Below are 25,397 nucleotides of genomic sequence, written 5' to 3'. Positions count from 1 at the left end.
ATGGTCTCCCCCATCTGGAAGGTTGTGCTGGGCGTGACGTCTACCTGTACGCGGATGCGGATGACGCGGGGCGCGCATGTGTGGCACGGCTTGCCCGTCTGATGACCGCTGCTGGGGCGCGGCAAGTGTGGATCTTGCCGCACCTCCAATCCGGCGATTTCTGCGACTTGGCTGGAATGGGTGGCCTGGGGCACCTTCGCACTCAGTTACGGCACCTGCTGCAGGCAGCAGTCCTGTACAGCCCGTCGACAGCGGATGAGATGCATCCGCCTCGCGGTACACCACCACACCACGGCCAGGGGTTTGACGTGGTGGGGCCGCACGAGTTGGCGATCTCTGCCTGGCAGAAGTACCAGGCGAAGCTCCGGCGTGCTGGGAGGCGCAGGTGACTTTAAAGCGCGAACCCCGGAGTCTTCCCCTCTTCGACTTCAGTACATCGCTCCCTGTGCAACCTGTGGAGTGGCTGGTGGAGAGGTTCTTAGCACGTGGCGCAGGCACCATCCTGTTCGGGCAACCAGGGGTCAGTAAGACTGCCCACGCAGCGCACTTGGCCGCTTGTCTGGTTGCGGGTGTGCCTTTCGCAGAGCTGCCCACCATTGAGCGCGGTTTACGTGTCCTGTACTTGGATTTCGACGGCTCCATAGAGTGGAACATGGACCTGTTCAAAGCCGCATTTCGCGGTATTGGCCGGGAGGACCTGCACTCACAGCTCAAGTGCTATAGCCCCAACACGGAGGCGTGCATCTTGCCTGGGGAGGACACTCTGCAATCCCTGGAGGCACTCGGGCCTGACATCGCCTGTACGGTCAGAGAGCACAGCATTGACCTCGTAATCTGCGACTCCTTAGGGCAGATGATGATGGGGGACACGAACAGTGGTCAGGATGTCGCACTCGCCCTCCGGGCAGGATTGAATCCTGCCCGAACTGCAGGTGCCGCTGTCCTGGTTATTGACCATGCCACCAAAGCCGCCGCAACAGGCAATGGGGTTCCAACGCCGATAGGTAGTCAGCAGAAGCGGGCCTGGGCGCGCGTCTCGGTAGCTTTGGAAAGCGAGTCATACGAAGACCATGTCGTGACGCGCTGGAGTGTCGACAAAAGCAATGCGGCTCCATTCAGGCCATTTCGCACTAGGCTGGATTTCCAGACTGCTGGAGGCCGGCTGCATCAACTGACGCTCACCGCTCTAGGAGAGGCTGGCGCACGGATACGACCAGATCAAAAGGAGGGACTCGACCGGACGGGTCAGGCGCGACAGGCCATCCTTGGCGCCCTGCAGTCAGGTGCTCGGTCACGTCATGAGCTGGGATCGGGAAGCACAGTTGACCGCGCCCTGAAATTCCTGGTGGAGTCTGGGCAGATTCAGCGACTGAGCCATGGCCTCTACGGACTGTCACAGAGCGGCAACGAGGTTGAGCCGAGCGGTCGTCCGGACATTGAGTCCCAGACGTGGTAGCGCGCGAACTGCTGCTGGAACTCAACCAGCGGGGGATCACCCTGACGGTTTTAGGCGACCAGCTCCATGCGGAATTCCCGGCTGGGAGCATGACGCCGGAGTTGTCCCAGCGCATCGGAGCACTGAAAGGGGAACTTCTGAGCGAACTTCGACGCCAAGCCACCTCCACGTGTTGCAACCTGCCGCCACCCTTACACCGCATTGTGCGGGCTGCGGTAGCCAATCAGCTCAGTCGACCCGGCTTCCTACCTTCTGGCATGGTGTCTGATCTGGGTCAGTTTGTTCTGGCCTGCGCTGCTCTACACGCCATCGGTGTGGAGCCACAGCGGCAGGTTCGAGATCTGGAGGCGGCTCAGTCGGGCTGGGCACAGTGATGTCACGATAGGTGTGCTCAATCCCGATAGTATCAATTAGTGATACCCTTGATGGGTGAATGATCATATACGCCAGCAAGTCCGGGACATCATGAAAGAGCGAGGCATCACGCAGCAGCAGCTGGCCGATCTCACGGGCCTCCAGCGCCCCAATGTCACTCGCCTCCTGAGCGGCACGAGCGGGCAGGTTCCCGACAACTGGCAGCGCATCCTCGACGCCCTACAACTCGACCTGATCACCAGCTCAACAACGGAGGATCAACGATGACGGCACCCAGGAAGACCAAGGGACGTGGCAACGGCCAGGGCACCGTCTGGAAGGACGGGGACGGATACCGGTGGCAGGTCACGCTGGGCTACCGCACCGACGGCAGCCGCATCACTCGCTCTGGCCGGGCAGCGACCAAGAAAGCGGCGCATGATGCCATGAACAAGGCCCAGGCCGATTTCTCACGAGGCCTGATTGGTGCCCCGGAAAAAGTGACGGTCGCCGAATACGCCGAACGCTGGAAGAACCGGCAACTGGAGGTCAGCCCACGGACCGCCAAACGATACGGGGAGGAACTGGACTACGCCCTGGAGCACATCGGCAGCATGCGGCTTCAGGACGTCCGGCCGCACCACCTGAAAGACCTGACGGTCCGCCTCTCCCGCAGAGAGATGCGCCGCGGCAACACCATGTCGACGCGCACCCAGGCGCATGTCCTGACCCGGCTCCGATCAGTATTCCGGGAGGCGGTCACGGACCAGATCATCTACGTCAATCCCCTAGAAGGCGTGAAGCGCGTCAAGGCGCCCAGACATGAATCAGCCGGCGAGCCCCTGGACTTCGATCAGGCCGCCCGGCTGCACACGGTGGGTACCGCGCTGCACGCTGCCGGGATGTGCCGCCTGTGGCCCGCTGTCTTCACGGCCGTCAGTGTGGGTCTCCGGCGAGGTGAAGTCATGGGGCTCACCTGGGATGACGTGGATCTCGAACGGAGCGTCCTCCGGATCCGGCAAGCACGGGTGATGGGCATCAGTGGGATCGAGACAGGCAGTCCGAAAACCATCAACTCCCGCCGCGATGTCCACCTGCCACCTTCACTGGTCACCGTCCTACGGGACCATCAACTCGCACAGGCCGTCGCACGGCGTGAAGCAGGGACAGCGTGGATGAACACCGGCGCCGTCTTCGCCACGGCATTGGGTGACTGGACCCATCCGGACAACCTCAAGAGGGCGGTGGAAAGCGTGGTCCTGTGGTCTGACCCTGCCCGCCTGGAAGGCGACGTGTGGAGGGGCGTCCCACGAGTGAAGAGGCAAGCCCTAGTCGCTGCAGTTCAGGGTGGACAGAAGCTCCCTGACATCTCACCGCATGACCTGCGCCACACCTATGCCACGCTGGCCCTGCGTCGGGGCGTCCCGGCAGAAGTGGTGTCTAAAGTGCTGGGTCACGCGCGGGTGTCGATCACGCTTGATGTGTACCGTCATGTGCTGGACAACGAGCGGCGAGCGACCGTGGTGGATCTCTTCGACACCGTACCGCCAGCGCCGCCCGCGGCGTCTTTCGCGCTGAACTGACGCGCTACTACACCGCTACTACACCGGCGACGTCAAACTGGACGAATCGCCAGGTAACTCATATGCAAAACCCCCGCGCTGGGCGGGGGTTTTTCGTGGCGGGCCCTGTAGGACTTGAACCCACGACCTACGGTTTTGGAGACCGCCGCTCTACCAACTGAGCTAAGGACCCGTTCTCGCGCTGTTCACGCGGGCCTGTGCAGAGTAGCACCCACCCCGGGATCGTGCAAGGGTGAAGGGGTGGGGGAATTGGCTTACAGGACGCCGCCGCCCAGGAACAGGCGCAGTGCGGCGAGGGCGAGCACGGCGACGTTCAGGGTGGTCGCGCCCCGGTCTCTGGCGATGACGGCGAGGATCAGGCCGAGCACGGCGGGGGGCAGGACGATCAGCCAGTTCAGCCAGCCCAGCAGCGGGAGCAGGCCCAGCAGCAGGCCGATGGCGGCGAGGATGCCCAGAAGAATCGCGACGAGTCTCATGTGTCCAGGTACGCGGGTTGCCGGGTGGGGGTTGCCGGTGTCCCAGGCGCGCGGACGTGCCGCGTGAGGGGGGTGTAGCGTGGCGTGGTGACGGAGAAGAAGAAGAGTGGGGCGCGGTTGCCCCCGGGCGCGCGGGTGCGGGCGCCGCAGGTCCTTCAGGCGCTGGAGGCGCTGTATCCGGACGCGCGGACGGAACTGGAGTTCCGCACGCCGTTCGAGTTGCTGGTGGCGACGGTGCTGAGCGCCCAGGCGACGGACGTGAGCGTGAACGCCGCGACGCCCGCGCTGTTCGAGGCGTACCCGGACGCGCACGCCATGAGCCGCGCGGAGGCGGAGGACATCGAGCCGCTGATCCGCCGGATCGGGTTGTACCGCGCCAAGGCCCGCAACCTGGCGGCGCTGGCGCGTCTGCTGGTCGAGCGGCACGCGGGGGAAGTGCCGAACGACTTTGAGGCGGTGGTGGCGCTGTCCGGCGCGGGCCGCAAGACGGCAAACGTGGTCCTGTCGAACGCGTTCGGGTACCCGGCGATTGCGGTGGACACCCACGTGGGGCGGCTGGCGCGCCGCCTGGGTCTGAGTACCCAGACGAACCCCGACAAGGTCGAGGTGGACCTTCAGCGGCTGTTTCCGCGTGAACGGTGGGTGTTCCTGCATCACGCGCTGATCCTGCATGGCCGGCGGGTCTGCGCAGCCCGGCGGCCCGCGTGTGAGGCGTGCGTCATGGCGACTTTCTGCCCGAAAGTGGGCGTGGTGTGAGCGGCGGTGACCTGAGGCCGCAGCGGGGGCAGACGTGGCGGTTCTCGCGGCAGGTGTGGCTGTACCTGTCGTCGGTGTTCACGTTCGGGCTGTCGCAGGCGTTCACGGCACTGTTCCTCAACTTCTACCTGCGCGCGCTGGGCCTGGGTGCCGAGTGGCAGGGCGTCCTGAACGCGCTGCCCGCCATCACCCTGGCATGCCTGAGCCTCCCGGCGGTGGCGGTCGCGCGGCGCATCAGCAACGCGCACGCCCTGAAGGTCGGCGCGGCGCTAAACCTTCTGGGCCTGGGTCTGCTGGTCCTGGCGGGCGGCCCGCTGCTGGTCATCGTGGGCGCGGTCATCCAGGGGGCGGGCGGGGCGCTGAGCATGGTGGCCGCGTCGCCGTTCATGGCGAACAACAGTGATGAGCGCAGCCGCGTCACGCTGTTCAGCGTGCAGAACGCCCTGATGACCGGCGCGGGCTTCCTGGGGAACCTGCTGGGCGGCCAGATCCCCACCCTGTACGCCCAGAGTACCGGCACTACCCCGGACGCCCTGGGGGCGCTGCGGGCCGCGCTGCTGGTCGCCGCCGCACTGCAACTCGTCGGCCTGCTGCCCGTCCTGTGGCTCAGACCCACGGGCAAGACGAAACCCACCGGGCGCAGCTTCCACGTCCGCGACCGCGCCACGATGGCCCGGCTGGTCCTGCCGAACATCCTGGTGGGTCTGGGCGCGGGCGCGACCATCCCGTTCCTGAACGTGTTCATTGAGGGGAAATTCAGCGTGTCGTACGCGGGCCTGGGCACCCTGTTCGCCTGGACCAGCCTGGCGACCGCCGCCACGGCGCTGCTACAGCCCCTGCTGGTGCGCCGCATGGGCCAGCTTCAGGCGGTGCTGGTCGTTCAGGCGTGCAGCCTGCCGTTCCTGGCGGCGCTGGGCTTCGCGCCGCAGCTGTGGATGGTCACGGCCGCCCTGTTCACGCGCGGCGCGCTGATGAACGCCGCCGGACCCGTGTACAGCGCCTACGCCATGACCGCCCTGCCCGAGGAGGACCGGCCCATGTACTCCGCGGTGAACCTCATCGCGTGGGACCTGGGCTGGGCGATCAGCAGCGTCCTGTCCGGCGTGGTGCGCGGCGCGCTGCCCTTCACCACGGCCTTCAACGCGCTGTTCGCGTGGACGCTGCTGATGTACGGCGCGAGCGTCCTGGCCATCTACCTGGGCCTGTACCGCCGCGCCCAGCGCACGTCCACACCCGCCCCGGTCGCCCCGTGAGCGCCGCGCCGCACAGCGAAATGAATACTCAGTTGACCTCCGAACTCATGAACGGGGGTAGACTGCCAGTGATGAGTGACACCTCCCCCCTTCGCCGCCTGCACCGCGTTCAGGAACTCGACCTGAACCTCGACCGCCTGCGCGACGAGGAAGGCAACATTTCTCCTGAACTGCGTGACGCCCGCGCGGAGCAGGAACGCCTGAACAACGCCCTCGAGGACACCGAGATCACCCTGGAAGGCGTCGAGAAGAACATCCGCCGCACCGAACTCGACCTGTCCAGCATCCGTGAGCAGGTCGGCCGCGCGCGCGAGGAGCAGGAGAAGAACGCCTTCGACGCCCGCGCGCAGTCACAGTACGGCAGCCGCATCCAGATGCTCAGCGAACGCGCCGACGAGCTCGAAGAGGACCTCGCCCCGCTGCGTGAGCAGCAGCAGACCCTCCAGGCCCGCGCGAGCGACCTGCGCGGCCAGCACCGCGCCCTGCGCCCCTCCTTGGGCGCGCTGGAAGAGCAGGACGAGGCGCGCGTGCAGGGCCTGCGCGACCAGGGCGAAGCGGACCGTCAGGAACGCGCTCAGCTCGCCGGGAACCTCGACGCGCGCACCATCCGCGAGTACGACATGATCCGCCGCGCCAAGAAGGGCCTCGGCGTCGTGGAGATCAAGGCGGGACGCTGCAGCGGCTGCAACGTGAACCTCCCCGTGAACGTCCAGCAGAAGGCCGCGCAGGGCAAGCTGCCCCCCGTGAAGTGCCCCAGCTGCGGCCGCTTCCTGATCCGCCTCGACCTCGCGTAAACCGCAGGGAAAAACCCCACCCCAGGCCAGCAAGGCGGGGTGGGGTTTCGCTTGGATGCCCGTCAGAATTCGTCGCGTTCGAACACCGTCTGGATCTGCTCGCGCGTGAGGCCCTGGCCGAGCAGGATCAGCAGCAGCAGCCGGGCCTTGTGGGCGTTCAGGAAACTGGCGGGAATCGCGCCCGCCTCGACCAGGGTGGCGCCGCCGCCCGCGTAGCCGTACACGGGCAGGACCGGTCCGGCGTGGGTGCGGGTGGCGATCACGACGGGCTTGGCGGTGCCCTGGATGAGCGGGAGGAGTTCGGCGGGGAGGTTCCCGGTGCCGAGCGCGGCGATGACCAGTCCGTCGGCCCGCGCGGCGGCCTCGGCGTAGCCCTCGCCGGTCCAGCCGGCGTAGGCGTAGAGGATCTCCACGCGCGCTTGCAGGTGCGCGGGGTGGTACGTGGCGCGCGGTTCGGGCATGGCGAAGTAGTGCAGGCGCGGCGTGTGCCCCTCGCGGTCGATGCGGCCGATGGGGCCGGGGTACCCACCGAAGGCGTCCACGGCGGTCGTGTGGATCTTCGTGACGGTCCGCGCGTCGAAGATGTCCCCGCCGATCACGACGAGCGGCCCGCGTCCGGGGCTGTGGGGGTGCAGGGCGACGTGCGCGGCGTCCAGTAGGTTGGCGGGGCCGTCCCAGCTGATCTCCTCGGCGTGGCGCATGCTGCCGGTCAGGACGACCGGGACCTTCACGTCCAGCATGAGGTGCAGCGCGAACGCCGTTTCCTCCAGGGTGTCGGTGCCGTGCGTGACGACCACGCCGTCGTGCGTGGGGGCCAGTTCCCGGATCAGGGCCGCCAGCTGCCCCATGTGCGCCGGGGTCATGTGCGGGCTGGGGAGGCTGAAGGGCTGCGCCTCGGTCACCTGCACCTCTTCCAGGCCGGGCAGCGCTGGGGGCGTCTGGGGGGTCAGGCCGCGCCCGTCGGGGCTGGGGCGGCTGGCGATCGTGCCGCCCGTGTGGATCAGTGCCAGTCGGGGCGCGCGGGCGGGCGGGGTGGCGTCACTGGGCATCACTGGCATGGTAGTCGCGGCGGCGGGGGGCCGTGCCAGCGGGTCCAGGGTCTGAGGGTTTGAGGGCGAGGGTGGCCCGCTGAGCCGGACGACCTGCCAGGGAAGTGGCTGCCGTTCTCTGACACCCAGCGCTTTGATCGCGCGCAACGACAGCTCCCGCCAGCACCGGAGTCTGGCGGGTTGCAGGTGGGGCGTTCAGCGGCGGCGCAGGCGCTGCCAGACGAGGGCAATGGCGAAGACCGCAGCCGTGAGAGGCAGCTCGGCCAGTAGCGCAGCCTGAATGGGCGTGCCCGCCTGGGTGCGCTGCCACAGGCCGATGCCCATCCAGAGCAGCGCGGCGGCCAGCGCGACCAGCAGCGTGCGCGTCAGGGGATTCACTGTCAGCTGTGCGCCGCGTCAATCAGGGCCTGCGCGCCCCGGTCAAGCATGTCGGTGGCCAGTTCGGCGCCCAGGTCGGCGCATTCGCTGGGGTCGCCCTGCGTGGTGGCGCGGATGACGTGCCCGCCGTCCAGGGCGCCCACCCAGCCTTCGAGGGTCAGCAGGCCGCCCTTGACGGTGGCGTGCGCGCCGACCGGGGCCATGCACCCGGCCCCGAGGCCCGCGAGGAATTCGCGTTCGGCGGTGATGCGGTCGTCGGTGGTGTGGTCGTGGATGGCGTACGCGACCTCGATGGTCAGGTCGTCGTCCGCGCGGGTTTCCAGGGCCAGGGCGCCCTGGCCGGGGGCGGGGAGCATGATGTCGGGTTCGACGAACTCGTCGATGCGGTGGCGCATCTCGGTGCGGATCAGTCCGGCGGCGGCCAGGATGATCGCGTCGTACTCGTTCCCGGCGAGCGCGGCGAGGCGCGTGTCGATGTTGCCGCGCAGGTCGATGACCTGCAGGTCCGGGCGGTAGGCGCGCAGGAACGCCTTGCGGCGCACGCTGCTGGTGCCCACGCGGGCGCCCTGCGGGAGGTCCGCGAGGCGTTTCATGCCTTCCTTGCCGATCAGCACGTCGCGCGCGTCCACGCGGCGGGGAATGGAGCTGACCTCCAGGCCCTCGGGCTGCTCGGTGGGCAGGTCCTTCAGGGAGTGCACCGCGATGTCGATCCGCTTGGCGAGCAGGGCGTCCTCGATCTCCTTGACCCAGAAGCCCTTGTCGCCCTTCTGCGCCATGGCCTCCAGGCTGCCGCGGTTGCGGTCGCCCTTCGTGCTGATGGTCTGAATGCGGAAGTCCGTGTCCGGCCATTCCTCTTTCAGGCGAGCCACCACCCACTGGGTCTGTGCAAGCGCAAGAGTGCTGCCGCGCGTTCCTACCGTCACCATCCGCATAACCCGCGCATTATACGCGCCGCACCCGGGGCGCGCACGTGCGCGCTCGGAACGCGGGTCAGAATGTGAAGGATCATGATACGGATTCCGTCTGTTCCGTTCACCCCCCGGACAGGACACCGGGCGGCTCACTGCACGCCCGGAACCCGCTCGACTCCTGCTCGCTTCGCTCGGGTGGATGTGGCGCTACGCCCCACGCCACCGGAGGCTGGATGACAGGCTTTCCGGACGGGTTCGTATGGGGTGTGGCGACATCGGCGTACCAGATCGAGGGTGCGGCGCGTGAGGACGGGCGCGGCGTGAGCGTGTGGGACACGTTCAGCCACGCGCCGGGGCGGGTGCGGGGCGGCGCGACCGGCGACGTGACCTGTGACCACTACCACCGCTGGCCAGGGGACGTGGCGCTGCTGCGCGAACTGGGCGTGGGCGCGTACCGCTTCAGTGTGGCGTGGCCGCGCGTGCAGCCCGGCGGACGCGGGCGGGCGAACGCGGCGGGACTGGCCTTCTACGACCGGCTGGTGGACGAGTTGCTGGGCGCGGGCGTGCAGCCGTGGGTGACGCTGCACCACTGGGACCTACCGCAGGAGCTGGAGGACGCGGGCGGGTGGCTGAATCGCGACACGGCGCACCGGTTCGAGGAGTACGCGTTCCTGGTCGGGGAGCGGCTGGCGGACCGCGCGGCGGCGTTCATGACGCTGAACGGGCCGTCCGTGGTGATGCTGCGGGGGTACGCGCACGGCACGCACGCGCCGGGTCGGACGCTGGGCCTGGGGGCGTTCCCGACCGCGCACCATCAGCTGCTGGCGCATGGGCTGGCGGCGCGGGCGCTCCGGGAGGCGGACGCGCGGCAGGTGGGCATCGCCAATCAGTACGCTCCGGCGTGGCCCGCCACAGACCGTGATGCGGACGTGCAGGCGGCCGGCCTGCTGGACGCGCTGCGCACCCACCTGTTCACCGATCCCCTGCTGCGCGCCGCGTACCCCGCGCCCGTGCTGGACCTGCTGCGCGAGCACGCCCCGCAGGTGCTGGAGGCCGTGCGCCCCGGCGACCTGGACGTGATCGCCGCGCCGCTGGATGTCCTGGGCGTGAACGACGCCCAGCCGGACTGGGTGCGGGCCGATCCGCGCCGTCCCTTCGGCGTGGCGCCGGAACCCGCCCCGACGGGGGCGACCGGGCCCGAGGGCCTTACCCGGACGCTGACGGACCTGAAGGAACGCTACGGGGACGCCTGCCCGCCGCTGGTCGTCACGGGCAGCGGCTGCGCCCTGCCCGACGTACCGGACGCCGACGGGCGGGTGCGGGACGTGGCGCGCATTCACTCCCTGGAGGCGCACATCGAGGCCACCCGATTGGCGGTCCAGCAAGGAGCGCCGGTGACCGGGTATCTGGCCTGGACGCTCCTGGACCATTTCGAGTGGGCGGCAGGCTTCGAGCAGCGCTCCGGGCTGGTGCACGTGGACTTCGCCACGCAGGTGCGGACCCGCAAGGACAGCTTTTCCTGGTATGAGGCGTGGCTGCGGGACCAGGGGTGAATCTGGCCTCGTGCAGGTCAGCCGCAGCGTGACGTCGGGTGTCCGCCCGCGTCATGCGCCACTCGGCGGATGCGCTTCCAGCGTGCGGTGGCTAGCCTGGGAGGATGTCGTCCTCTGCCGCTGTGTCTCCCTCCGTGCCACCTGACGCTCCACCGCGGAGTGCGCTGGGGGTGCTGGGCACGTACCTAGGGCCGCTGAAGTGGCAGGTGGCGGCGCTGGCGGCGCTGCTGCTGACCGGGACGGGCCTGAACCTGCTGCTGCCGCAGCTGCTGCAACAGTTCGTGGACAACGCCAAGCAGGGCGCGGGCGCGGACGTCGCGGGACTGGTGCGCCTGGCGGGCCTGTACATCCTGCTCGCGGTGGGCGTGCAGCTCATGACGGCCGGGGCGACGTACGTAGGCGCGCGGGTCGGCTGGACCGCCACGAACCGCCTGCGAGCCGACCTGATGGCGCACCTGCTGTCCCTGGACATGCGCGAGCACAAGGAGCGCACGCCGGGCGAGATGATCGAACGGATTGACGGGGACGTGACGGCCCTGAGCAACTTCTTCTCGCAGTTCGCGGTGCGGGTGTTCGGCGCGGCGCTGCTGCTGACCGGCGCGCTGGTCATGTTCTTCCGCGAGGACTGGCGGATCGGGCTGGGCGTGACCGTGTTCACCGCCATCACGCTGACCGCCATGAACCGCGTGCGGAAACTGGGCGTGGAACCCACCCGCCTGGAACGCGAGGCGAGCGCGCGGCTGTTCGGCTTCGTCGAGGAGCGCCTCGCGGGCCTGGAGGACGTGCGCAGCTTGGGCGCCGGCGGACACCACCTGCGGCGCTTCTTGGACGTGCAGCGCAATTTCTTCACTCGCTCGATCAACTCGTGGCGGCGGCGCAGCGTCGTGTGGCAGCTGAGCATGGCACTGTTCGCGGTCGGGTACGTGGGCGTGCTGGGCGCGGCGGTGGGCCTGTACGCCAGCGGCGCGATCACGCTGGGCACGGCGTTCCTGCTGTACCAGTACATGACGCTGGTGGAGGAACCCATCGACCAGCTCACGCAGCAGCTTCAGGACCTCCAGAAGGCCGGGGCGAGCCTGGGGCGCGTGTCGGAACTGCTCGCGCTGCGCAGCGCCGTGCGCGGCGGCGAGACGCCCCTCCCGGCGGGGCCGCTGCCGCTGGCGTTCCGGGACGTGACCTTCAGCTACGCCCCGGAAGACCCGCAGGCACGCGGCGTGCTGCGCGGCGTGAGCTTCGAGCTGCCCGCCGGGCAGACCGTGGGCCTGCTGGGCCGCACGGGCAGCGGCAAGACCACCCTGACCCGCCTGATCTCCAGGCTGTACGACGCGACGCAGGGCGAGATCCTGCTGGGCGGCGTGAACGTGCAGGCCACGCCCCTGCACGACCTGCGCTCCCGCGTGGCGGTCGTCACGCAGGACGTGCAGCTGTTCCAGGCGAGCGTGCGCGATAACCTCAGCTTCTTCGACCCGCACGTCACCGACGCGCAGGTGGAGGCCGCGCTGCACGAGGTCGGCCTGAGCGCGTGGCTGGCCCGCCTGCCCGAGGGCGTGCGCACGCCGCTGCCCACCGGGAGCCTGTCCGCCGGGGAGGCGCAGCTCCTAGCGTTCGCGCGCGTCATGCTGCGCGACCCCAGCCTGATCATCCTGGATGAACCCAGCAGCCGCCTCGACCCCGCCACCGAGGCCCTGCTGACGGCCGCCATGACCCGCCTGCTGTCGGGCCGCACCGCGATCATCATCGCGCACCGCCTCGACACCGTCGCCCGCGCCGACCGGATCCTCGTCCTCGGCGACGGCGAGGTGCTGGAAGACGGCCGACGCGACGACCTCGCCCGCAACCCACGCAGTCACTACGCGGCCCTGCTGCGCGCCGGACAACTGAACGAACACGAAGGAGTGCTCGCATGACCACCTCTCCCCTCCCCCAGTCACCGGCGCCCGCGAAGGAACGGACCTTCCCGCTGTCCAGGGAACTGTTCCGCTACAAGCCCGGCCTGTTTGCGTTCAACCTGTTCATGTGGAGCATGGTGCACGCCAGTCCCGCCCTGCTGACCCTGGCGGTCAGTGGCGTGTTCCGCGCGCTGGAGCAGGCGGACGGTCTGAAGACCGCGGGCCAGCCGATCAATCCAGCCATTGCCGCGGCGTGGGTGTCGGTGGCGTGGTTCGCGTTCGTGCGCCTGAGCCGCTTCGGGATCTTCTACGGCGCGTTCCGCGCGTGGATCGAGCTGTGGTACACCCTGGACGCCCTGGTGCGCCGCAACCTCCTGAGCTACCTGCTCACCGCCCGCCGCTCCCGGCGCCTGCCCGACACGCCCGCCGAGGCGGTCAGCCGCTTCCGCGACGACGTGGACGACGTCGCCGGGTACACCGAGGTGTGGGTGGACGGCGCGGGCTTCGTGCTGTACTCCGTCGTGGCGATCACGCTGATGGCCCGCGTGGACCCGCTGATCACGGCGCTGGTGTGCACGCCGCTGCTGCTGATGGTGGTGTTCGTGCAGCGCCTGTCGCCCACCATCCGCACGTACCGCCGCCGCATGCGCGAGGCGACTGCCCGCGTCACGGACTTCATCGGCGAGACCTTCGGCGCCGTGAGCGCCGTGAAACTCGCCGCGCGCGAGGACGGCATGGTCACGCACCTGCGATCCTTAGGCGAGACGCGCCGCCACGCGGCCCTGCGGGACGTGCTGCTGACCGAACTGATCCGCGGGGTGAACACGAACATGGTGAACCTCGCCGTGGGCCTCGTGCTGCTGCTCGGCGCGAACAAGGTGCGCGGCGGCACGCTGGACGTCGCGGACTTCGTGCTGTTCATCGGCCTGCTGCCCCGCCTGACCGGCAGCATGGGCTTCTTCGGCGACGCCATCGCCCGCCACCGCCGCACCGGCGTCAGCTACGACCGCATGACCCGCCTCCTGCAGGACGCGCCGGACACCACCATCGTCGAGCACCACGACGTGTACCTGAACCGCGAGGCGCCCGCCGCGCCCCCCGCCCCCACCGCCATCCCCCTGCGCGAACTGCGCGTGGACGGCCTGACCGCCCTGCACCCCAGCGGCCTGGGCGTCCACGACGCGAGCTTCAGCGTGGCACGCGGCGAGTTCGTGGTGATCACCGGCCGCATCGGCAGCGGCAAGAGCACCCTGCTGCGCGCCGTGCTGGGCCTCATCCCCATCCAGTCCGGCACCGTCGCCTGGAACGGCGAAACCCAGGACGACCCCGCCTCGTTCCTCGTCCCGCCCCGCAGCGCGTACACGGCGCAACTCCCGAACCTCTTCAGCGACACCCTGCGCGAGAACATCACCAGCGGCGCGGATGAGGCGCACCTGAACCGCGCCGTGCAGCTCGCCGTTCTGGAACCCGACCTGCACGCCCTGAGCGGCGGCCTCGACACCCCCGTCGGGGCGCGCGGCGTGAAACTCAGCGGCGGGCAGATCCAGCGCGCCGCCGTCGCCCGCATGCTCGCCCGCCCCGCCGACCTCCTCGTCTTCGATGACGTCAGCAGCGCTCTGGACGCCCGCACCGAGGCGCAACTCTGGCAGGGTCTCGCCCAGACTGACGCCACCTGCCTCGTCGTCAGCCACCGCCGCGCCGCCCTGCTGCGCGCCGACCGCATCCTCCTGATGGAAGGCGGCCGCATCACCGATGGAGGCACGCTCCCCGACCTGCTCGAACGCAGCGACGAGATGCGCGCCCTCTGGGCCGAACAGGACGCGTAACGGAGATATGGGTTGTGGGCTGCAGGGTGTGGGCATGAGTGCCGCAGATGACCTGCTGGACGCGTTCCAGGGCCTGTGTGCTGGGTGGGGCTTTCAGGTCGCTGAACCCGGTGAAGCGGTACGCGACATCTCGCACGGACGCCAGCGGCTTCACCTGAGGGTACAGCCCCGTCAGTCCTTCTGGCGGGTGGGCCTGATCGCCCGCACCTCGTTTCTTGTCGAGCCGGACGCGGAGGAATACGTCTGCTCCTTCAAAACATCCCCGCACTTCCTGAATCCGTCCTGGCCCCTCGACTGGACGCTGACCGGCCCGGCCTCACTGCCACGCGTGCGCGAGGGAATACAGCGCGCCTACGCGGAGGAACTCGGCTCGTTTCTGGAGCAGACCCGCACGCCGGACGGCCTGCTGCGCTGGCTGCGACAGGAGTATGACCCTCTGCGTCTGGTTTCACCGTCCGCGACCCAGCCGCTCTGGCGGGGCCTGTGGCTGACCGACCACCTCTCCGTCCATGACCGCGCGGCGGTGAGACATGACCTGCGGGAAAAGATCATCCTGATCCGACAGGTGATGGACCGCAACAGCTGACGTGGGCCTCCCGGTCATCCAGGGGCCCACGCTGACCTCCGCGCTCAGCGGTCGGTGGCGATGGTGTACGTGCCGTCGCCGCTGCCCTGGACGGTGACGGTGCCCTGGCGGTCGGTGCGGTACACGCGCGCTCCGGCCTGCTTGTAGAGGTCGAGGGCCTTTTTCGTGGGGTGCCCATAGGAGTTGGGCGTGCCGACGCTGATGACGACGTTCTCGGGGCGGACGTACGCGAGCCACGCGGCGCTGTCGCCGTTCGCGGCGCCGTGGTGGATGCTCTTGTACACCTGGAAGGGGCCCCTCAGGTCGTCGCGTTCCTGCGCGAGCCAGCCTTCGGTTTCCGGGGTTTCGCTGTCGCCGGTCATCAGGGCGCGGAAGGACCCGAACTGCACGGCGACGCCGACGCTGTTCTCGTTCTGCCCGTCGCCCATGCCGGGGGGTGGGGCGATCACGCGGAGTTTCACGCTGCCGAGGTTCACGGTCTGGTTGCTGGCCTTCGTGAAGGTGCTCCCGGCGTCCTGGAGGTTCTTCACGAGGCGGTCCCAGGTCTGGGTGGTGCCGCCCAGGCCGTTGTTGATGAACACGCGCGGCTTCAGGGTGGCGGCGGGGACGAGACCTGCGATGTGGTCGGCGTCGGCGTGCGTGGCGACCATCAGGTCGAGTTTGTCGAGGTTCAGGTCCTTAATGTACTCACGCAGGCGGTCCCCGCTACGGCCCCCGTCGATCAGGGCAGTCTTGCCCTCGGGGCTCTGGATCAGGATGGCGTCGCCCTGCCCGATGTCGAGGAAGCGGATGGTGACCTGCCCGGCGGGTCCTCCCGTGGGCTTGGTCTCTGCGCCGTCCTGGCCGCCCTGTTTCATCCAACCGCACGCGGCGAGGCTGGCGGTGCCGATCAGGACGAGGACGCCCAGCAGGTCGGAGGGGCTGGGGCCGCGGCGGGCAGCGGGTTTCCGGGCCGCTCGGCCTTTGGGGGTTCTGGGGTCAGGGCGGGGGGCTTTCGGGGCGGAGCTGGGCTTGCGCGCCGCGCCCTTGTCTGGGGCGTCTTTCTTTGCCGCGTCCTTCCTGTCCGGGGCGGCTTTTTTCGGCGTGCTGGTCTTCCTGGGTGGGCGTTTGGGGCCGGTCACAGGTCGATCTCTCCCTGGTCGTTGGTGGGGGGGCTCTGGCGGGTGTTCAGGGCGTCCAGCTGGGCCTGGGCCTGCTCGCGGCGCGCCTGCGTCTCCTGCGGGAGCGGCTGGAAGCGGACGCCGTCAGGCCCGTCCTGCACGGCCAGCAGGTCGCCCTCGCGCACGCCGTCCGGGAGGTGCCGCAGAGCCACGTCGACCGTGTGGCCGTCCGGGCGTTCAAGTCGGGCGACCGGTCCGTGCGGGGTGTCTTCGAGGGCGTCCACCGTCCAGCGTTCCGGCCGCTCGCGCTGTTCTGCCGGTGCACGAAACTCTTCTCGGGTCATGTCTTCAGCGTAGCGCTTCGGGGGTGGGTCGAGGTGGTCCGTCATGGCGTGTCCTCCGGCGTGGGGCGCAGGTGAACGCGTCCCTGCTTGGCCGCGTACATGCGGGCGTCCGCGCGGCGCAGCCAGTCGTGCGCCGTGTCCTGCGGCCAGCAGGCCGCCAGGCCGACATTCAGGAAGGGGCGCGCGGGCAGCGTCAGGTGCGCCACCCGGTCCAGCAGCACCTGCACCTGCTGCGCGGCCTCGTCCACGCCGGTCGGGAGCAGCAGGGCGAACTCGTCGCCGCCCAGCCGGAACGCCTGTCCGCGCGTGGCGGTCAGCGCCAGCATCGCCTCGGCCACGCCGCGCAGCACGGCGTCACCTGCCGCGTGGCCCAGTTCGTCGTTGATGCGCTTGAATTTCTGCACGTCCATGACGGCCAGCGTGGCCGGGCCCGGCACGCTGAGGGCCGCCGTCACCTGCGCCACGAACTGCCGGCGGTTGAGCAGCCCGGTCAGCGGGTCGGTGTTCGCCTCGCGCTGCAGCTGTTCGTGCAGCGCGGCGTTCTCCATCACGATGCCCAGCTGCACGCCCAGCAGTTCCAGGAACTCCAGGTCCTCGGGCGTGAAGGCGTCCAGGGCGTAACTCTGCACGGACAGGACGCCCAGCACCTCATCCGCGGCGCGCAGCGGCACGCCCATCCAGGACATCGTGTGCGGCAGGTCCGCGCGGTAGTGGACGCGCACGACCGTCAGGCCCTCGCGGTGCAGGTACGCGGGCAGGTCGTTTTCCAGTCGCATGCGGTCCGTGACGACCCGTTCCAGCAGGCCGTCCCGGCGCGGCCCGAGCCGCTGCTCGGAGAACGAGTCGCTTTCCAGTGTCTGAACGGCCCACCCGCCGTCCGCGGTGGGGCGCGCCAGGAGCGTCACGGGGGACGCGAACAGCGCCTGCACCTGCCGGTGCATGGCGCGCAGCAGTTCCTCGGTCCGCACGTGCCGGGACAGCGCGGCGATCACCTGCACCAGGGAGCGGTACCGGGCGATCTGCCTGTGCGTGTCGGTGGCTGCGGCGTTCACCTTGCCAGAAATTGTGCCACGTTGAGTCTTTCGCGCCCGTCACAGCCGCCTGCTCGCCCCCGGCGTCCGTGGACGCGCGGTGAAGTGAGGATCGGGGACATTCCCGCGTGGGGGCCGGGCGTATGCTGCCCGTATGAACTGGCTCTCCGACCCGGCGCTCGCGCCCATCGCCCGGAAGGTCGAAGCGGGGCAGCGCCTGAACTTCGAAGAAGGCATGCAGCTGTTCAGAACCCGCGACCTGAACACCCTGATGCGCCTCGCGAACCTCCGCAAGACGGCGCTGCACGGCGACAAGGTGTACTTCGTGCACTCCATGCGCCTGGAATTCACGAACATCTGCTACGTGGGCTGCACGTTCTGCGCGTTCGCCGCGCACAAGAACGAGGCCCGCGCCTGGGATTACAGCCCAGAGGAAGTCGCCGCGCAGGTGGGCCGCCGCTACCTGCCCGGCATCACCGAACTGCACATGAGCAGCGGGCACCACCCGAACCACAAGTGGGAGTACTACCCCGCCATGGTCCGCGCGCTGCGCGAAGCGTACCCGGAGTTGCAGGTGAAGGCCTTCACCGCCGCCGAGATCGAGCACCTGAGCAAGATCAGCAAGAAACCCACCCTGGACGTCCTGCGGGAACTCCAGGCGGCGGGCCTGAGCGCCATGCCGGGCGGCGGCGCTGAGATCTTCGCCGACCGCGTGCGCAAACAGGTCGCGAAGAACAAGGTGAAAGCGGAGAAGTGGCTCCAGATTCACAGTGAGGCCCACTCCCTGGGCATGCGCACGAACGCCACCATGCTGTACGGCCATATCGAGACGCTGGAGGAACGCCTGGATCACATGCACCGCCTGCGCGAGTTGCAGGACGACTCCATGGCCCGCTTCGGCGGGGGCTTCCACGCGTTCATTCCGCTGGCGTTCCAGCCGCTGGGGAACACCCTGGCGCAGAACCTCGGGAAGACCGAGTACACCACCGGCCTGGACGACCTGCGTAACCTCGCCGTGGCGCGCATCTACCTGGATAACTTCCCGCACATCAAGGGCTATTGGGTGATGATCGGCTCTGAACTCACGCAGGTGAGCCTCGACTGGGGCGTGTCGGACATCGACGGCACCATCCAGGAGGAACACATCGCGCACGCCGCCGGGGCGACCAGCCCCATGAAACTGAGCGAGCAGGGCATGATCCGCATGATCCAGCACGCCGGACGTCTCCCCGTGCTGCGAGACGCGTACTACAACGAGCTGGAAACCTTCCCCGCGCAGCACGAGGCCGCCGACTGACATGCCGGACCTGGACGCCCTGCTGGCCCTGGACGACCGCTGGAACGCCGCGTACCACCACGGCGACCCCACCGCCCTGGATGGCGTCCTGGCCGCCGAGTGGCTGGGCTTCCTCCCGGACGGCACCAACATCAGCCGCGCGGACCTGATCGCGCACTTCCCCACTGACCCCGCCCCCACCCTGATGATCGAACGGCACGCCGCGCGCCTTCACGGCGACACGGCCGTCACCCGCCTGACCCTCTACGAGGGCCCCACCCGCCTCCAGGCTGTGCTGCGCGTCTACAGCCGCGTGGACGGCCACTGGCAGGCAATCAGCGCGCAGGTCGTCCCGTGAAGTACGGGCGGCGTGAATTGATCCAGTCGCATCTGGACGCCCGGCGATACACCAACGCCGCTGAGCCTCTGAGACTCGACGCGGCGTCGTTCACGCGCGCCCTGCAACGGGCGTTCAGCGTCGACTTTGAGGAACTTTCAAACACGCCCCTCTCGTCGGACGCCTGGGCACCCGCCTATCTGTTCAGTCTGGCTAGAGAAGCCTTCCTCGCCCAAGACAGCGGTCTGCTCGAAAGTAGTCTGCTGGTCAAGAAGCTGGAAGAGCAAGGCCCGTCTGGCCACAGCCTGCTGGAATCGTTCGGGGAGCTATACCGAAGGCAGGCAGCCGTCACGGAGCAGGCCACTTTACTGCTGCTGGACATTACAACAACCCTCTGGCCAGACAGTCCCACCCAGGTGACGTCCGACGATCTGCTCCGGCACGGGTTCGACGACCGAAATCGACCCGATCCGATGGAGTACTGGTGATTCATGAGCTATAAGGCTGGTTGGATTCATTTCACGAATGTCGCCCCGATCCTGGATTCGCTGGTGCTGCCGCCGGGCGTGACGGCGATTACAGGCGTACCGACGCAGATGAACGCGGCCCTGCTATCGGGTCAGGTGGACATCGCGAACATCAGTGCGGTGGAGTTCATCCGGAATGCGGACGTGCTCGAAGCCCTGCCAGATTTCAGCGTGGCGGTGCTGGGGCCGGTGTACTCCGTGAACCTGTTCCACACGCGTCCGCTGGAGGACCTGCGGCGGGTGGCCCTGACGGCGCAGTCCGCGATGAGCGTGGCGCTGCTGGAGGTGCTGCTGCGCGAGCGCGGCCTGAATCCTGTGCTGGAGCGCGCCGAGGGTGAAGCCGAGGCGCTCCTCGCGCAGGGCTTTGACGGGGTGCTGCGGATCGGGGACAGCGCCCTGCGCGAGTGGTACGGCGTGGTGGGCCCCCTGACGCCCGAGACGACCATGACCGGCCTCCCGCATGCGGCGCGGGACATCACGGTGACGGATCTGGCGGAGGAGTGGTTCCGCCTGACCGGGCACCCGTTCACGTTCGCGGTGTGGGCGTACCGCAAGGACAACCCCCCGCCACCCGAGCTGGTGCAGGCCATGCGTGAGGCGCGGCGTGACGGCATTGGCCACCTGGCGGACGTGGCGGAGCGGCACGCGCGCAAACTGGGCCTGCCGGAACGCGTAGTGCAGCACTACCTGTGGAACTTCCGGTACCACCTCGAAGCGCCGGACCGCCTAGGCCTGCACGAGTTCGCGGCGAAAGCCGTGCCCGGTCACGCGCCGTTGACCTTCGGCCCTCGCCCCGGTGAGGAACGCACGAGAAGCACCGCAGCGGACTGAGCCGGGGATTGGGGAGTGGGCTCTGAGCTGTGAGGGACGGGCGCGGCCCGTTCACCCTTACCCGGCCTCCCCCACTCAAGGGCGAGGAGTATAGGCAGCGAGAAGAAAGTCGATCAGCGGTGCGAAGCGTTCCACCCGTCACTGGACCGCTGACGGCCACGAGCCGTCGTGCGTGCAGCGCGCGGGCCAACGCGGGGGCGGAGGATGGCGTCGAAGCCGGACCCGTCACCGCCCGACACAAACACGCTGCGCCGAAAGAAACTCTTGCCCAGTGCAACGCCGCTCCCCCTACCCCAGAGGGGCTGGGGGGTGGGGAGGCCCGCGGCAGGCGCCCACCTTCCAGACACCCAACTTGATTAATCATAGAAAGTTTCTTTACTATAGAAAGCAGATGCCCCTGACCGACACCGAATCCGCCCTCCTCGCCCTGATCCGCGAGACGCCCCTGGCCACGCCGGAGGAACTGGCGCGCCGCCTGGGGTCCACGCGGGCGTCCGTGAACGTGCACGTGAGCAACTTGGTCAAGAAGGGCGCGCTGCTGGGCCGGGGTTATGTCCTGCCGGCGGAATCCGGTCCGGGCCGCGTGGTGGTGGTGGGCGGCGCGAACGTGGACGTGAAGGCGCGCACGCTGGCGGCGGCAGTGCCCGGGACGAGTAATCCGGGCGTGACGGCGCAGGCGCCGGGGGGCGTGGCGCGGAATGTCGCGGAGAACCTGGCGCGGCTGGGCGTGCCCGCGTCGCTGGTGAGTGTGGTGGGCCGGGACGCGCTGGGCGACTGGCTGCTGCGCGAGACGGAGGCGGCGGGCGTGGACGTGCGGGCGGTGCTGCGCGCGCCGGACGTGTCGACGGGAACGTACACGGCGGTGCTGGACGCCAGTGGGGAGCTGCTGGTGGCGGTGGCGGCGATGGCGGCGGTGGAGGCCCTGACTCCGGCAGCGTTGCAGGAGCGGCGTGGAGTGCTGCGGGGCGCGGCTTGGGTGGTGGCGGACGGGAACCTGCCGGAGGCGTCGCTGGCGCATCTGCTGTCCCTGGCGGCCGAGGCGGGGGTACCGGTGGTGTTTGAGCCGGTGAGCGTGCCGAAGGCGGCGCGGTTGCGCCCGGCGCTGGCCGCGGGGCTGAGCCCGCAGGCGGTGACGCCGAACGTGCCGGAACTGAGCGCCCTGCTGGGCCGCGCGGTACCCGACGAGCCGGAGGCGTTGCGGGCTGCCGCTGCCGAACTGCACGCGCAGGGGGTGCGGCTGGTGTGGGTGCGCCGGGGCGTGGCGGGCAGTCTGCTGTCCACGCCGGAGGGGGTCACCGAACTGGCCGCCCTGCCCGCCGAGGTGCGGGACGTGACCGGCGCGGGCGACGCGATGCTCGCGGCGTTCCTCGCGGCGCTTGCGGCGGGCCTGGCCCCGGCAGACGCGGCGCGGCACGGGCACGCGGCGGCGGCCCTGACCGTGGAGAGCGACCACGCGGTCTCCCCCACCCTCACCCCGGCGGCCATCCAGGCCCGCCTGACGGGGGCCGCCACGACCAGCTAGCCGCACCGCCCCCGCACCGTTTCACCCTCTCATTCCCCATCACTCCGGGCCCACGGCCCCAGCGAGGTTTCCCATGACTCACGACATCAACCCGACCGTTGCCGCCTACCTGGACATTCACCCCGAAGTGGCCGCCGCGCTGGCCGAGGGCCGCGCGGTGGTCGCGCTGGAGAGCACGATCATCAGTCACGGCATGCCGTTCCCGCAGAACGTGGAGATGGCGCGCGGCGTGGAGGACGTGGTGCGCGAGCACGGCGCGGTGCCCGCGACCATCGCGGTGCTGGGCGGCCGCCTGAAGGTGGGCCTCACGCCCGAGGAACTGCACCTCCTGGCGACCGACAAGGGCGTGGAGAAGATCAGCACGCGCGACCTGCCGGTGACGGTGGCGCTGGGCAAGCATGGCGCGACGACCGTGGCGAGCACCATGCGCGTGGCGGCGCTGGCGGGCATCCGCGTGTTCGCCACGGGCGGCACCGGGGGCGTGCACCGCGGCGCCGAGCGCAGCATGGACGTCAGCGCCGACCTGCTGGAACTGGCGCAGACGGACGTGTGCGTGGTCAGCGCGGGCGTGAAGAGCATCCTGGACATCGGCCTGACGCTGGAGGTGCTCGAAACGCACGGCATTCCGGCCCTGACGCTCGGCAGCGAGGAGTTCCCGGCGTTCTACTCCCGCCAGAGCGGCTTCAAGGCGCCTTTGACGGTCGCCACGCCCGACGAGGCGGCGCGGGTCCTGAAGGCGAAGTGGGATCTGGGCGTGTCGGGCGGCGTGATGCTCGCCAACCCCATCCCCGAGGACGCCGAGATTCCCGCCGGGGAGATCACCCCGCAGATCGAGCAGGCGCTGCGCGACATGGACGCCCTGGGCCTGAAGGGCAAGGACACCACGCCGTACCTGCTGGGCCGCATGGTCGAGATCACCGGGGGCCGCAGCCTCGCCGCGAACATCGCCCTGGTGCGCCACAACGCCATGGTGGCCGCGCAGGTGGCGGTCGCCTACGCGCAGCTGAGTTGATAGTGAAAGGTTGATAGTTGATGGACGGGGCGTTCCCCCACTCCATCAACTATCAACTTTTGACCATTGACCCGATCAGGCCTTGGCGCGCCTGCCCCCGAAGAGGCGGCGCAGGGCTGCAAAGGCCGCGATCAGGACGATCCAGCCTTTCTTGAGCAGCAGCGGCAGCAGCGCCAGCAGCCCGAGTTTCTTCGCGGCGACCACGCCGACGAGCCCGGCGATGCCGTAGGTGGCGACCTTGTCGGTGCTGCCGTTGAAGTCCTCGTAGCGTGAGCCGGGGTTGAACGTGACCTGCGAGAGGACGGCGGCCATGTCGCGTTTGATCTGCGGAAGCTGGGTCATGCCGGCGACGGCGTTCAGTTCGAGGACGTTGTCGCGGCCGAGGACACGCACGGCGTAGTTCAGGGCGTGGGCGTCGTCGTGGTCGAAGGACAGTTCCTTGGCCCAGTACATCTTGTGGGTGGCCGCGTCGTAGCGGGGCTGGTCGGCCCAGCCGATCAGGTCGAGGGTGGGGTAGCCGGCCTGCTCGCGTTCGGTGTTCTCGTCCTGCACGCCGAGCTGCATGTCCTTCAGGAGCTGGTCGTAGTTGATCTTCGCGGCGTCGCTGTCGCTGACGTGTCCGTCCTTGCTCTCGGTGATGACGACGCCCCACCCGGCCTGGGTCATGGGATCGGTCCCGGCGGGGACGATCATGCCGAGCACGTCGCTGGCGGCGTCCTCGGGGTTGCCCCAGCCGTCCACGATGACCTGCCGGGCCCCGTCGGCGTTCAGGTAGCGCAGGCTGGGGCCGGTGGTCAGGGTGGCCTTGCCGTTCAGCAGCGGGATGCTCCCGGTCTGGTACTTCAGGTTCAGAGGGGCGGGCGTGGTGGCCAGGGCGCTGCTGGCCGCGAGGGCCAGGGCGAGCGTGAAGCATTTTTTCATCATGCTCTCAGGTAGAAGGGGACGCCCCGGCCCGCTGCCTCAGGTGAGCCGCTGCCGCCGGGGGTACGGTGGGGGGCAAAAGGGGTGATGGTTGATGGAGTGGGGAGCGCCCCGTCCATCAACCCTCACCCTTCTGCTTTCAGGTTCACGCGCGCTGGGCGCTCCCCAGCTTGCGGCCTTCGCCGTGTTCCTCGGCCTGCACGTCGGCGTTCACGGGTGGGAGCTGCTCGCCGTTCAGGACGCGGGTGAGGCGGTTCATGTCCAGCGCCTTCTCGCTGCGGGCGACGACCAGGGTGGCGACGCCGTTGCCGATGATGTTGGTGATGGCCCGGCCCTCGCTCATGAAGCGGTCGATGCCGAGGATCAGGGCGAGGCCCGCGACGGGCACGCTGCCCAGTGCGGCCAGGGTGCCGGCCAGGACGACGAAGCCGCTGCCGGTGACGCCCGCGGCGCCCTTGCTGGTGAGCAGGAGGATGGCCAGCAGGGCGAGTTCCTGCGCGAAGCTCAGGTCGGTGTTGGTGGCCTGGGCGATGAACACGGCGGCCATGGTCAGGTAGATGCTGGTGCCGTCGAGGTTGAAGGAGTACCCGGTGGGGACGACCAGCCCGACGACGCTCTTGTTCGCGCCGGCGTGTTCGAGTTTGGTCATCAGGCGCGGCAGGGCGCTCTCGCTGCTGCTGGTGCCCAGCACGAGCAGCAGTTCTTCCTTGATGTAGCGCAGGAACTTCAGGAGGCTGAAGCCGGCCAGCTTGGCGATGACGTTCAGGATGACGAACACGAACAGCGCGCAGGTGACGTAGAAGGTGCCCATCAGGGCGGCGAGCTGCTGGAGGCTGCCGACGCCGTACTTGCCGATGGTGAAGGCCATCGCGCCGAACGCGCCGATCGGGGCGAGTTTCATGATGAAGCCCAGGATCTGGAACACCAGGACGCTGACGGCGTCGACGCCTTTCAGGATGCGGGCCCCCAGGTCGCCCATGCGGATCAGGGCGAAGCCGCTGAGCAGCGCGATGAGCAGCACCTGCAGCAGGTCCCCCTCCGTGAACGCGCTGACGAAGGTGGTGGGGATGATGTGCAGCACGAAGTCCGCGACGGTCTGTTCGCCGGCGGCGTCGGTGTACTTGGTGATGGCGCTGGTGTCGAGGGTGGCGGGGTTGATGTTCATGCCGCGCCCGGGCCCGACGAGGTTCACGACGAACAGGCCGATCAGGAGGGCGGCGGTGGTGACGACCTCGAAGTACAGCAGGGCCTTGCCGCCCACCCGGCCGATCTTCTTGGTGTCGCGCATGCTGGCGACGCCGCTGACGACCGTGCAGAAGATGATGGGGCCAATGACGACCTTGATCAGCTTGATGAAGCCGTCCCCAAGGGGTTTGAGGCCCTCACCGAATTTAGGGAAGAAGTGGCCGACGAGCACGCCGATGACGATGGCGGTCAGCACCTGCACGTAGAGGCTGCGGAAAATTTTGGGCATGGGGTTCCTCCGGTGCGCCACGGGGGACGCGGGTAGGGGCGCGCGGGCCGGGGCGCGCCGTGAGGTGGGGGTGACCTGCGCGGGTGCAGGGTGGAGCGGGAGTGTGGTGCCGCCCAGCATGCGCGCCTGACGGGACGCCTGTCCCCAGCGCCAGGTGG

At 69.0% G+C, this 25,397-nt stretch carries 26 protein-coding genes and 1 tRNA gene; 17 read left to right on the top strand and 10 right to left on the bottom strand.

Translation table 11 applies throughout. The annotated features are described in order from the left end of the window. The first annotated feature begins 385 nt into the window (after positions 1-385). Genes IEY63_RS06225 through IEY63_RS06210 form a run of 4 tightly spaced genes read left to right on the top strand, consistent with a single transcriptional unit; the run spans position 386 to position 3,393 of the window. A complete protein-coding gene (locus tag IEY63_RS06225; protein WP_268239646.1) occupies positions 386-1,456 on the top strand; it encodes an AAA family ATPase in 1,071 nt (356 codons plus the stop codon). Beyond that, entirely contained in the window at positions 1,450-1,830 is a 381-nt protein-coding gene (locus IEY63_RS06220) for a TubC N-terminal docking domain-related protein (protein ID WP_189068140.1), read from the top strand. The genes IEY63_RS06225 and IEY63_RS06220 overlap by 7 nt, the downstream gene beginning before the upstream one ends. A gap of 55 nt (positions 1,831-1,885) precedes the next feature. After that, positions 1,886-2,098: a helix-turn-helix domain-containing protein gene (locus IEY63_RS06215; RefSeq protein WP_229784525.1), complete on the top strand. Its 213-nt coding sequence runs from the start codon at positions 1,886-1,888 to the stop codon at positions 2,096-2,098. After that, on the top strand, positions 2,095-3,393 hold the full coding sequence (locus IEY63_RS06210; RefSeq protein WP_189068139.1) for a tyrosine-type recombinase/integrase: 1,299 nt from the start codon (positions 2,095-2,097) through the stop codon (positions 3,391-3,393). The genes IEY63_RS06215 and IEY63_RS06210 overlap by 4 nt, the downstream gene beginning before the upstream one ends. A gap of 96 nt (positions 3,394-3,489) precedes the next feature. Here IEY63_RS06210 and IEY63_RS06205 read toward each other — a convergent pair. After that, positions 3,490-3,565, bottom strand: a tRNA-Trp gene (locus IEY63_RS06205). An 82-nt stretch (positions 3,566-3,647) separates the two neighbouring features. Beyond that, entirely contained in the window at positions 3,648-3,869 is a 222-nt protein-coding gene (locus tag IEY63_RS06200; RefSeq protein ID WP_189068138.1) for a hypothetical protein, read from the bottom strand. An 87-nt stretch (positions 3,870-3,956) separates the two neighbouring features. Here IEY63_RS06200 and nth point away from each other — a divergent pair, with 87 nt between their 5' ends. The 3 genes from nth to IEY63_RS06185 all read left to right on the top strand — a co-directional run bounded on the left by nth (position 3,957) and on the right by IEY63_RS06185 (position 6,672). Further along, on the top strand, positions 3,957-4,625 hold the full coding sequence (gene nth, locus IEY63_RS06195) for an endonuclease III (RefSeq protein WP_189068137.1): 669 nt from the start codon (positions 3,957-3,959) through the stop codon (positions 4,623-4,625). Beyond that, entirely contained in the window at positions 4,622-5,878 is a 1,257-nt protein-coding gene (locus tag IEY63_RS06190; RefSeq protein WP_229784524.1) for an MFS transporter, read from the top strand. The genes nth and IEY63_RS06190 overlap by 4 nt, the downstream gene beginning before the upstream one ends. A 71-nt stretch (positions 5,879-5,949) precedes the next feature. Beyond that, on the top strand, positions 5,950-6,672 hold the full coding sequence (locus IEY63_RS06185; protein ID WP_189068136.1) for a zinc ribbon domain-containing protein: 723 nt from the start codon (positions 5,950-5,952) through the stop codon (positions 6,670-6,672). A gap of 62 nt (positions 6,673-6,734) precedes the next feature. On the opposite strand, the gene IEY63_RS06180 is transcribed toward IEY63_RS06185, so the two are convergent. The 3 genes from IEY63_RS06180 to hemC all read right to left on the bottom strand — a co-directional run bounded on the left by IEY63_RS06180 (position 6,735) and on the right by hemC (position 9,031). Next, complete coding sequence (locus IEY63_RS06180; protein ID WP_189068135.1) at positions 6,735-7,721, bottom strand: asparaginase; 987 nt, start codon at positions 7,719-7,721, stop codon at positions 6,735-6,737. A gap of 195 nt (positions 7,722-7,916) precedes the next feature. Next, positions 7,917-8,099, bottom strand: a complete 183-nt coding sequence (locus tag IEY63_RS06175; RefSeq protein ID WP_189068134.1) for a hypothetical protein — start codon at positions 8,097-8,099, stop codon at positions 7,917-7,919. 2 nt (positions 8,100-8,101) lie between these two features. Continuing rightward, positions 8,102-9,031, bottom strand: a complete 930-nt coding sequence (gene hemC / locus IEY63_RS06170; RefSeq protein ID WP_189068133.1) for a hydroxymethylbilane synthase — start codon at positions 9,029-9,031, stop codon at positions 8,102-8,104. Positions 9,032-9,243: 212 nt separating this feature from the next. On the opposite strand from hemC, the gene IEY63_RS06165 reads away from it, so the two are divergent. From IEY63_RS06165 to IEY63_RS06150, 4 genes are all read left to right on the top strand, one after another. Next, complete coding sequence (locus tag IEY63_RS06165; protein WP_189068132.1) at positions 9,244-10,563, top strand: GH1 family beta-glucosidase; 1,320 nt, start codon at positions 9,244-9,246, stop codon at positions 10,561-10,563. A 104-nt stretch (positions 10,564-10,667) separates the two neighbouring features. Next, positions 10,668-12,470, top strand: a complete 1,803-nt coding sequence (locus IEY63_RS06160) for an ABC transporter ATP-binding protein (protein ID WP_189068131.1) — start codon at positions 10,668-10,670, stop codon at positions 12,468-12,470. Further along, positions 12,467-14,278 (top strand): ATP-binding cassette domain-containing protein, encoded by a 1,812-nt coding sequence (locus IEY63_RS06155; protein ID WP_189068130.1) that lies wholly within the window; start codon positions 12,467-12,469, stop codon positions 14,276-14,278. The genes IEY63_RS06160 and IEY63_RS06155 overlap by 4 nt, the downstream gene beginning before the upstream one ends. A gap of 34 nt (positions 14,279-14,312) precedes the next feature. Further along, entirely contained in the window at positions 14,313-14,864 is a 552-nt protein-coding gene (locus tag IEY63_RS06150; protein WP_189068129.1) for a hypothetical protein, read from the top strand. 44 nt (positions 14,865-14,908) lie between these two features. Here the strand turns inward: IEY63_RS06150 and IEY63_RS06145 are convergent, their stop codons facing one another. From IEY63_RS06145 to IEY63_RS06135, 3 genes are read right to left on the bottom strand one after another with little or no spacing between them, the layout of a single operon-like run. Continuing rightward, a complete protein-coding gene (locus IEY63_RS06145; RefSeq protein WP_229784523.1) occupies positions 14,909-15,985 on the bottom strand; it encodes a ComEC/Rec2 family competence protein in 1,077 nt (358 codons plus the stop codon). After that, positions 15,982-16,308, bottom strand: coding sequence for a DUF3006 domain-containing protein (locus tag IEY63_RS06140; protein WP_189068128.1), 327 nt, complete (start codon positions 16,306-16,308; stop codon positions 15,982-15,984). Before IEY63_RS06140 ends, IEY63_RS06145 begins: the two co-directional genes overlap by 4 nt. Positions 16,309-16,349: 41 nt before the next feature. Then, positions 16,350-17,360: a GGDEF domain-containing protein gene (locus IEY63_RS06135; protein ID WP_189068127.1), complete on the bottom strand. Its 1,011-nt coding sequence runs from the start codon at positions 17,358-17,360 to the stop codon at positions 16,350-16,352. Positions 17,361-17,493: 133 nt separating this feature from the next. Between IEY63_RS06135 and mqnE the strand changes: the two genes are divergently transcribed. The 6 genes from mqnE (at position 17,494) to IEY63_RS06105 (ending at position 22,844) form a co-directional block, all read left to right on the top strand. Beyond that, complete coding sequence (mqnE, locus tag IEY63_RS06130) at positions 17,494-18,636, top strand: aminofutalosine synthase MqnE (protein ID WP_189068126.1); 1,143 nt, start codon at positions 17,494-17,496, stop codon at positions 18,634-18,636. Position 18,637: 1 nt separating this feature from the next. Continuing rightward, complete coding sequence (locus IEY63_RS06125; RefSeq protein WP_189068125.1) at positions 18,638-18,973, top strand: nuclear transport factor 2 family protein; 336 nt, start codon at positions 18,638-18,640, stop codon at positions 18,971-18,973. Next, positions 18,970-19,440 (top strand): hypothetical protein, encoded by a 471-nt coding sequence (locus IEY63_RS06120; RefSeq protein ID WP_189068124.1) that lies wholly within the window; start codon positions 18,970-18,972, stop codon positions 19,438-19,440. Before IEY63_RS06125 ends, IEY63_RS06120 begins: the two co-directional genes overlap by 4 nt. A 3-nt stretch (positions 19,441-19,443) precedes the next feature. Beyond that, entirely contained in the window at positions 19,444-20,310 is an 867-nt protein-coding gene (locus IEY63_RS06115) for a menaquinone biosynthetic enzyme MqnA/MqnD family protein (protein WP_189068123.1), read from the top strand. A 391-nt stretch (positions 20,311-20,701) separates the two neighbouring features. After that, a complete protein-coding gene (locus tag IEY63_RS06110) occupies positions 20,702-21,832 on the top strand; it encodes a PfkB family carbohydrate kinase (protein WP_189068122.1) in 1,131 nt (376 codons plus the stop codon). Between the two features lie 73 nt (positions 21,833-21,905). Further along, complete coding sequence (locus tag IEY63_RS06105) at positions 21,906-22,844, top strand: pseudouridine-5'-phosphate glycosidase (protein WP_189068121.1); 939 nt, start codon at positions 21,906-21,908, stop codon at positions 22,842-22,844. Between the two features lie 75 nt (positions 22,845-22,919). Here the strand turns inward: IEY63_RS06105 and IEY63_RS06100 are convergent, their stop codons facing one another. Next, the gene (locus tag IEY63_RS06100) at positions 22,920-23,768 is read right to left on the bottom strand and encodes a DUF2167 domain-containing protein (protein ID WP_189068120.1); all 849 of its coding nucleotides are present in this window, start codon (positions 23,766-23,768) and stop codon (positions 22,920-22,922) included. Positions 23,769-23,910: 142 nt separating this feature from the next. Next, the gene (locus IEY63_RS06095) at positions 23,911-25,239 is read right to left on the bottom strand and encodes a dicarboxylate/amino acid:cation symporter (protein WP_189068119.1); all 1,329 of its coding nucleotides are present in this window, start codon (positions 25,237-25,239) and stop codon (positions 23,911-23,913) included. Positions 25,240-25,397 lie beyond the last annotated feature (158 nt).

Source organism: Deinococcus radiotolerans (genome assembly GCF_014647435.1).
Lineage (GTDB): Bacteria > Deinococcota > Deinococci > Deinococcales > Deinococcaceae > Deinococcus > Deinococcus radiotolerans.
This window is presented reverse-complemented; position numbering and strand designations above follow the sequence as displayed.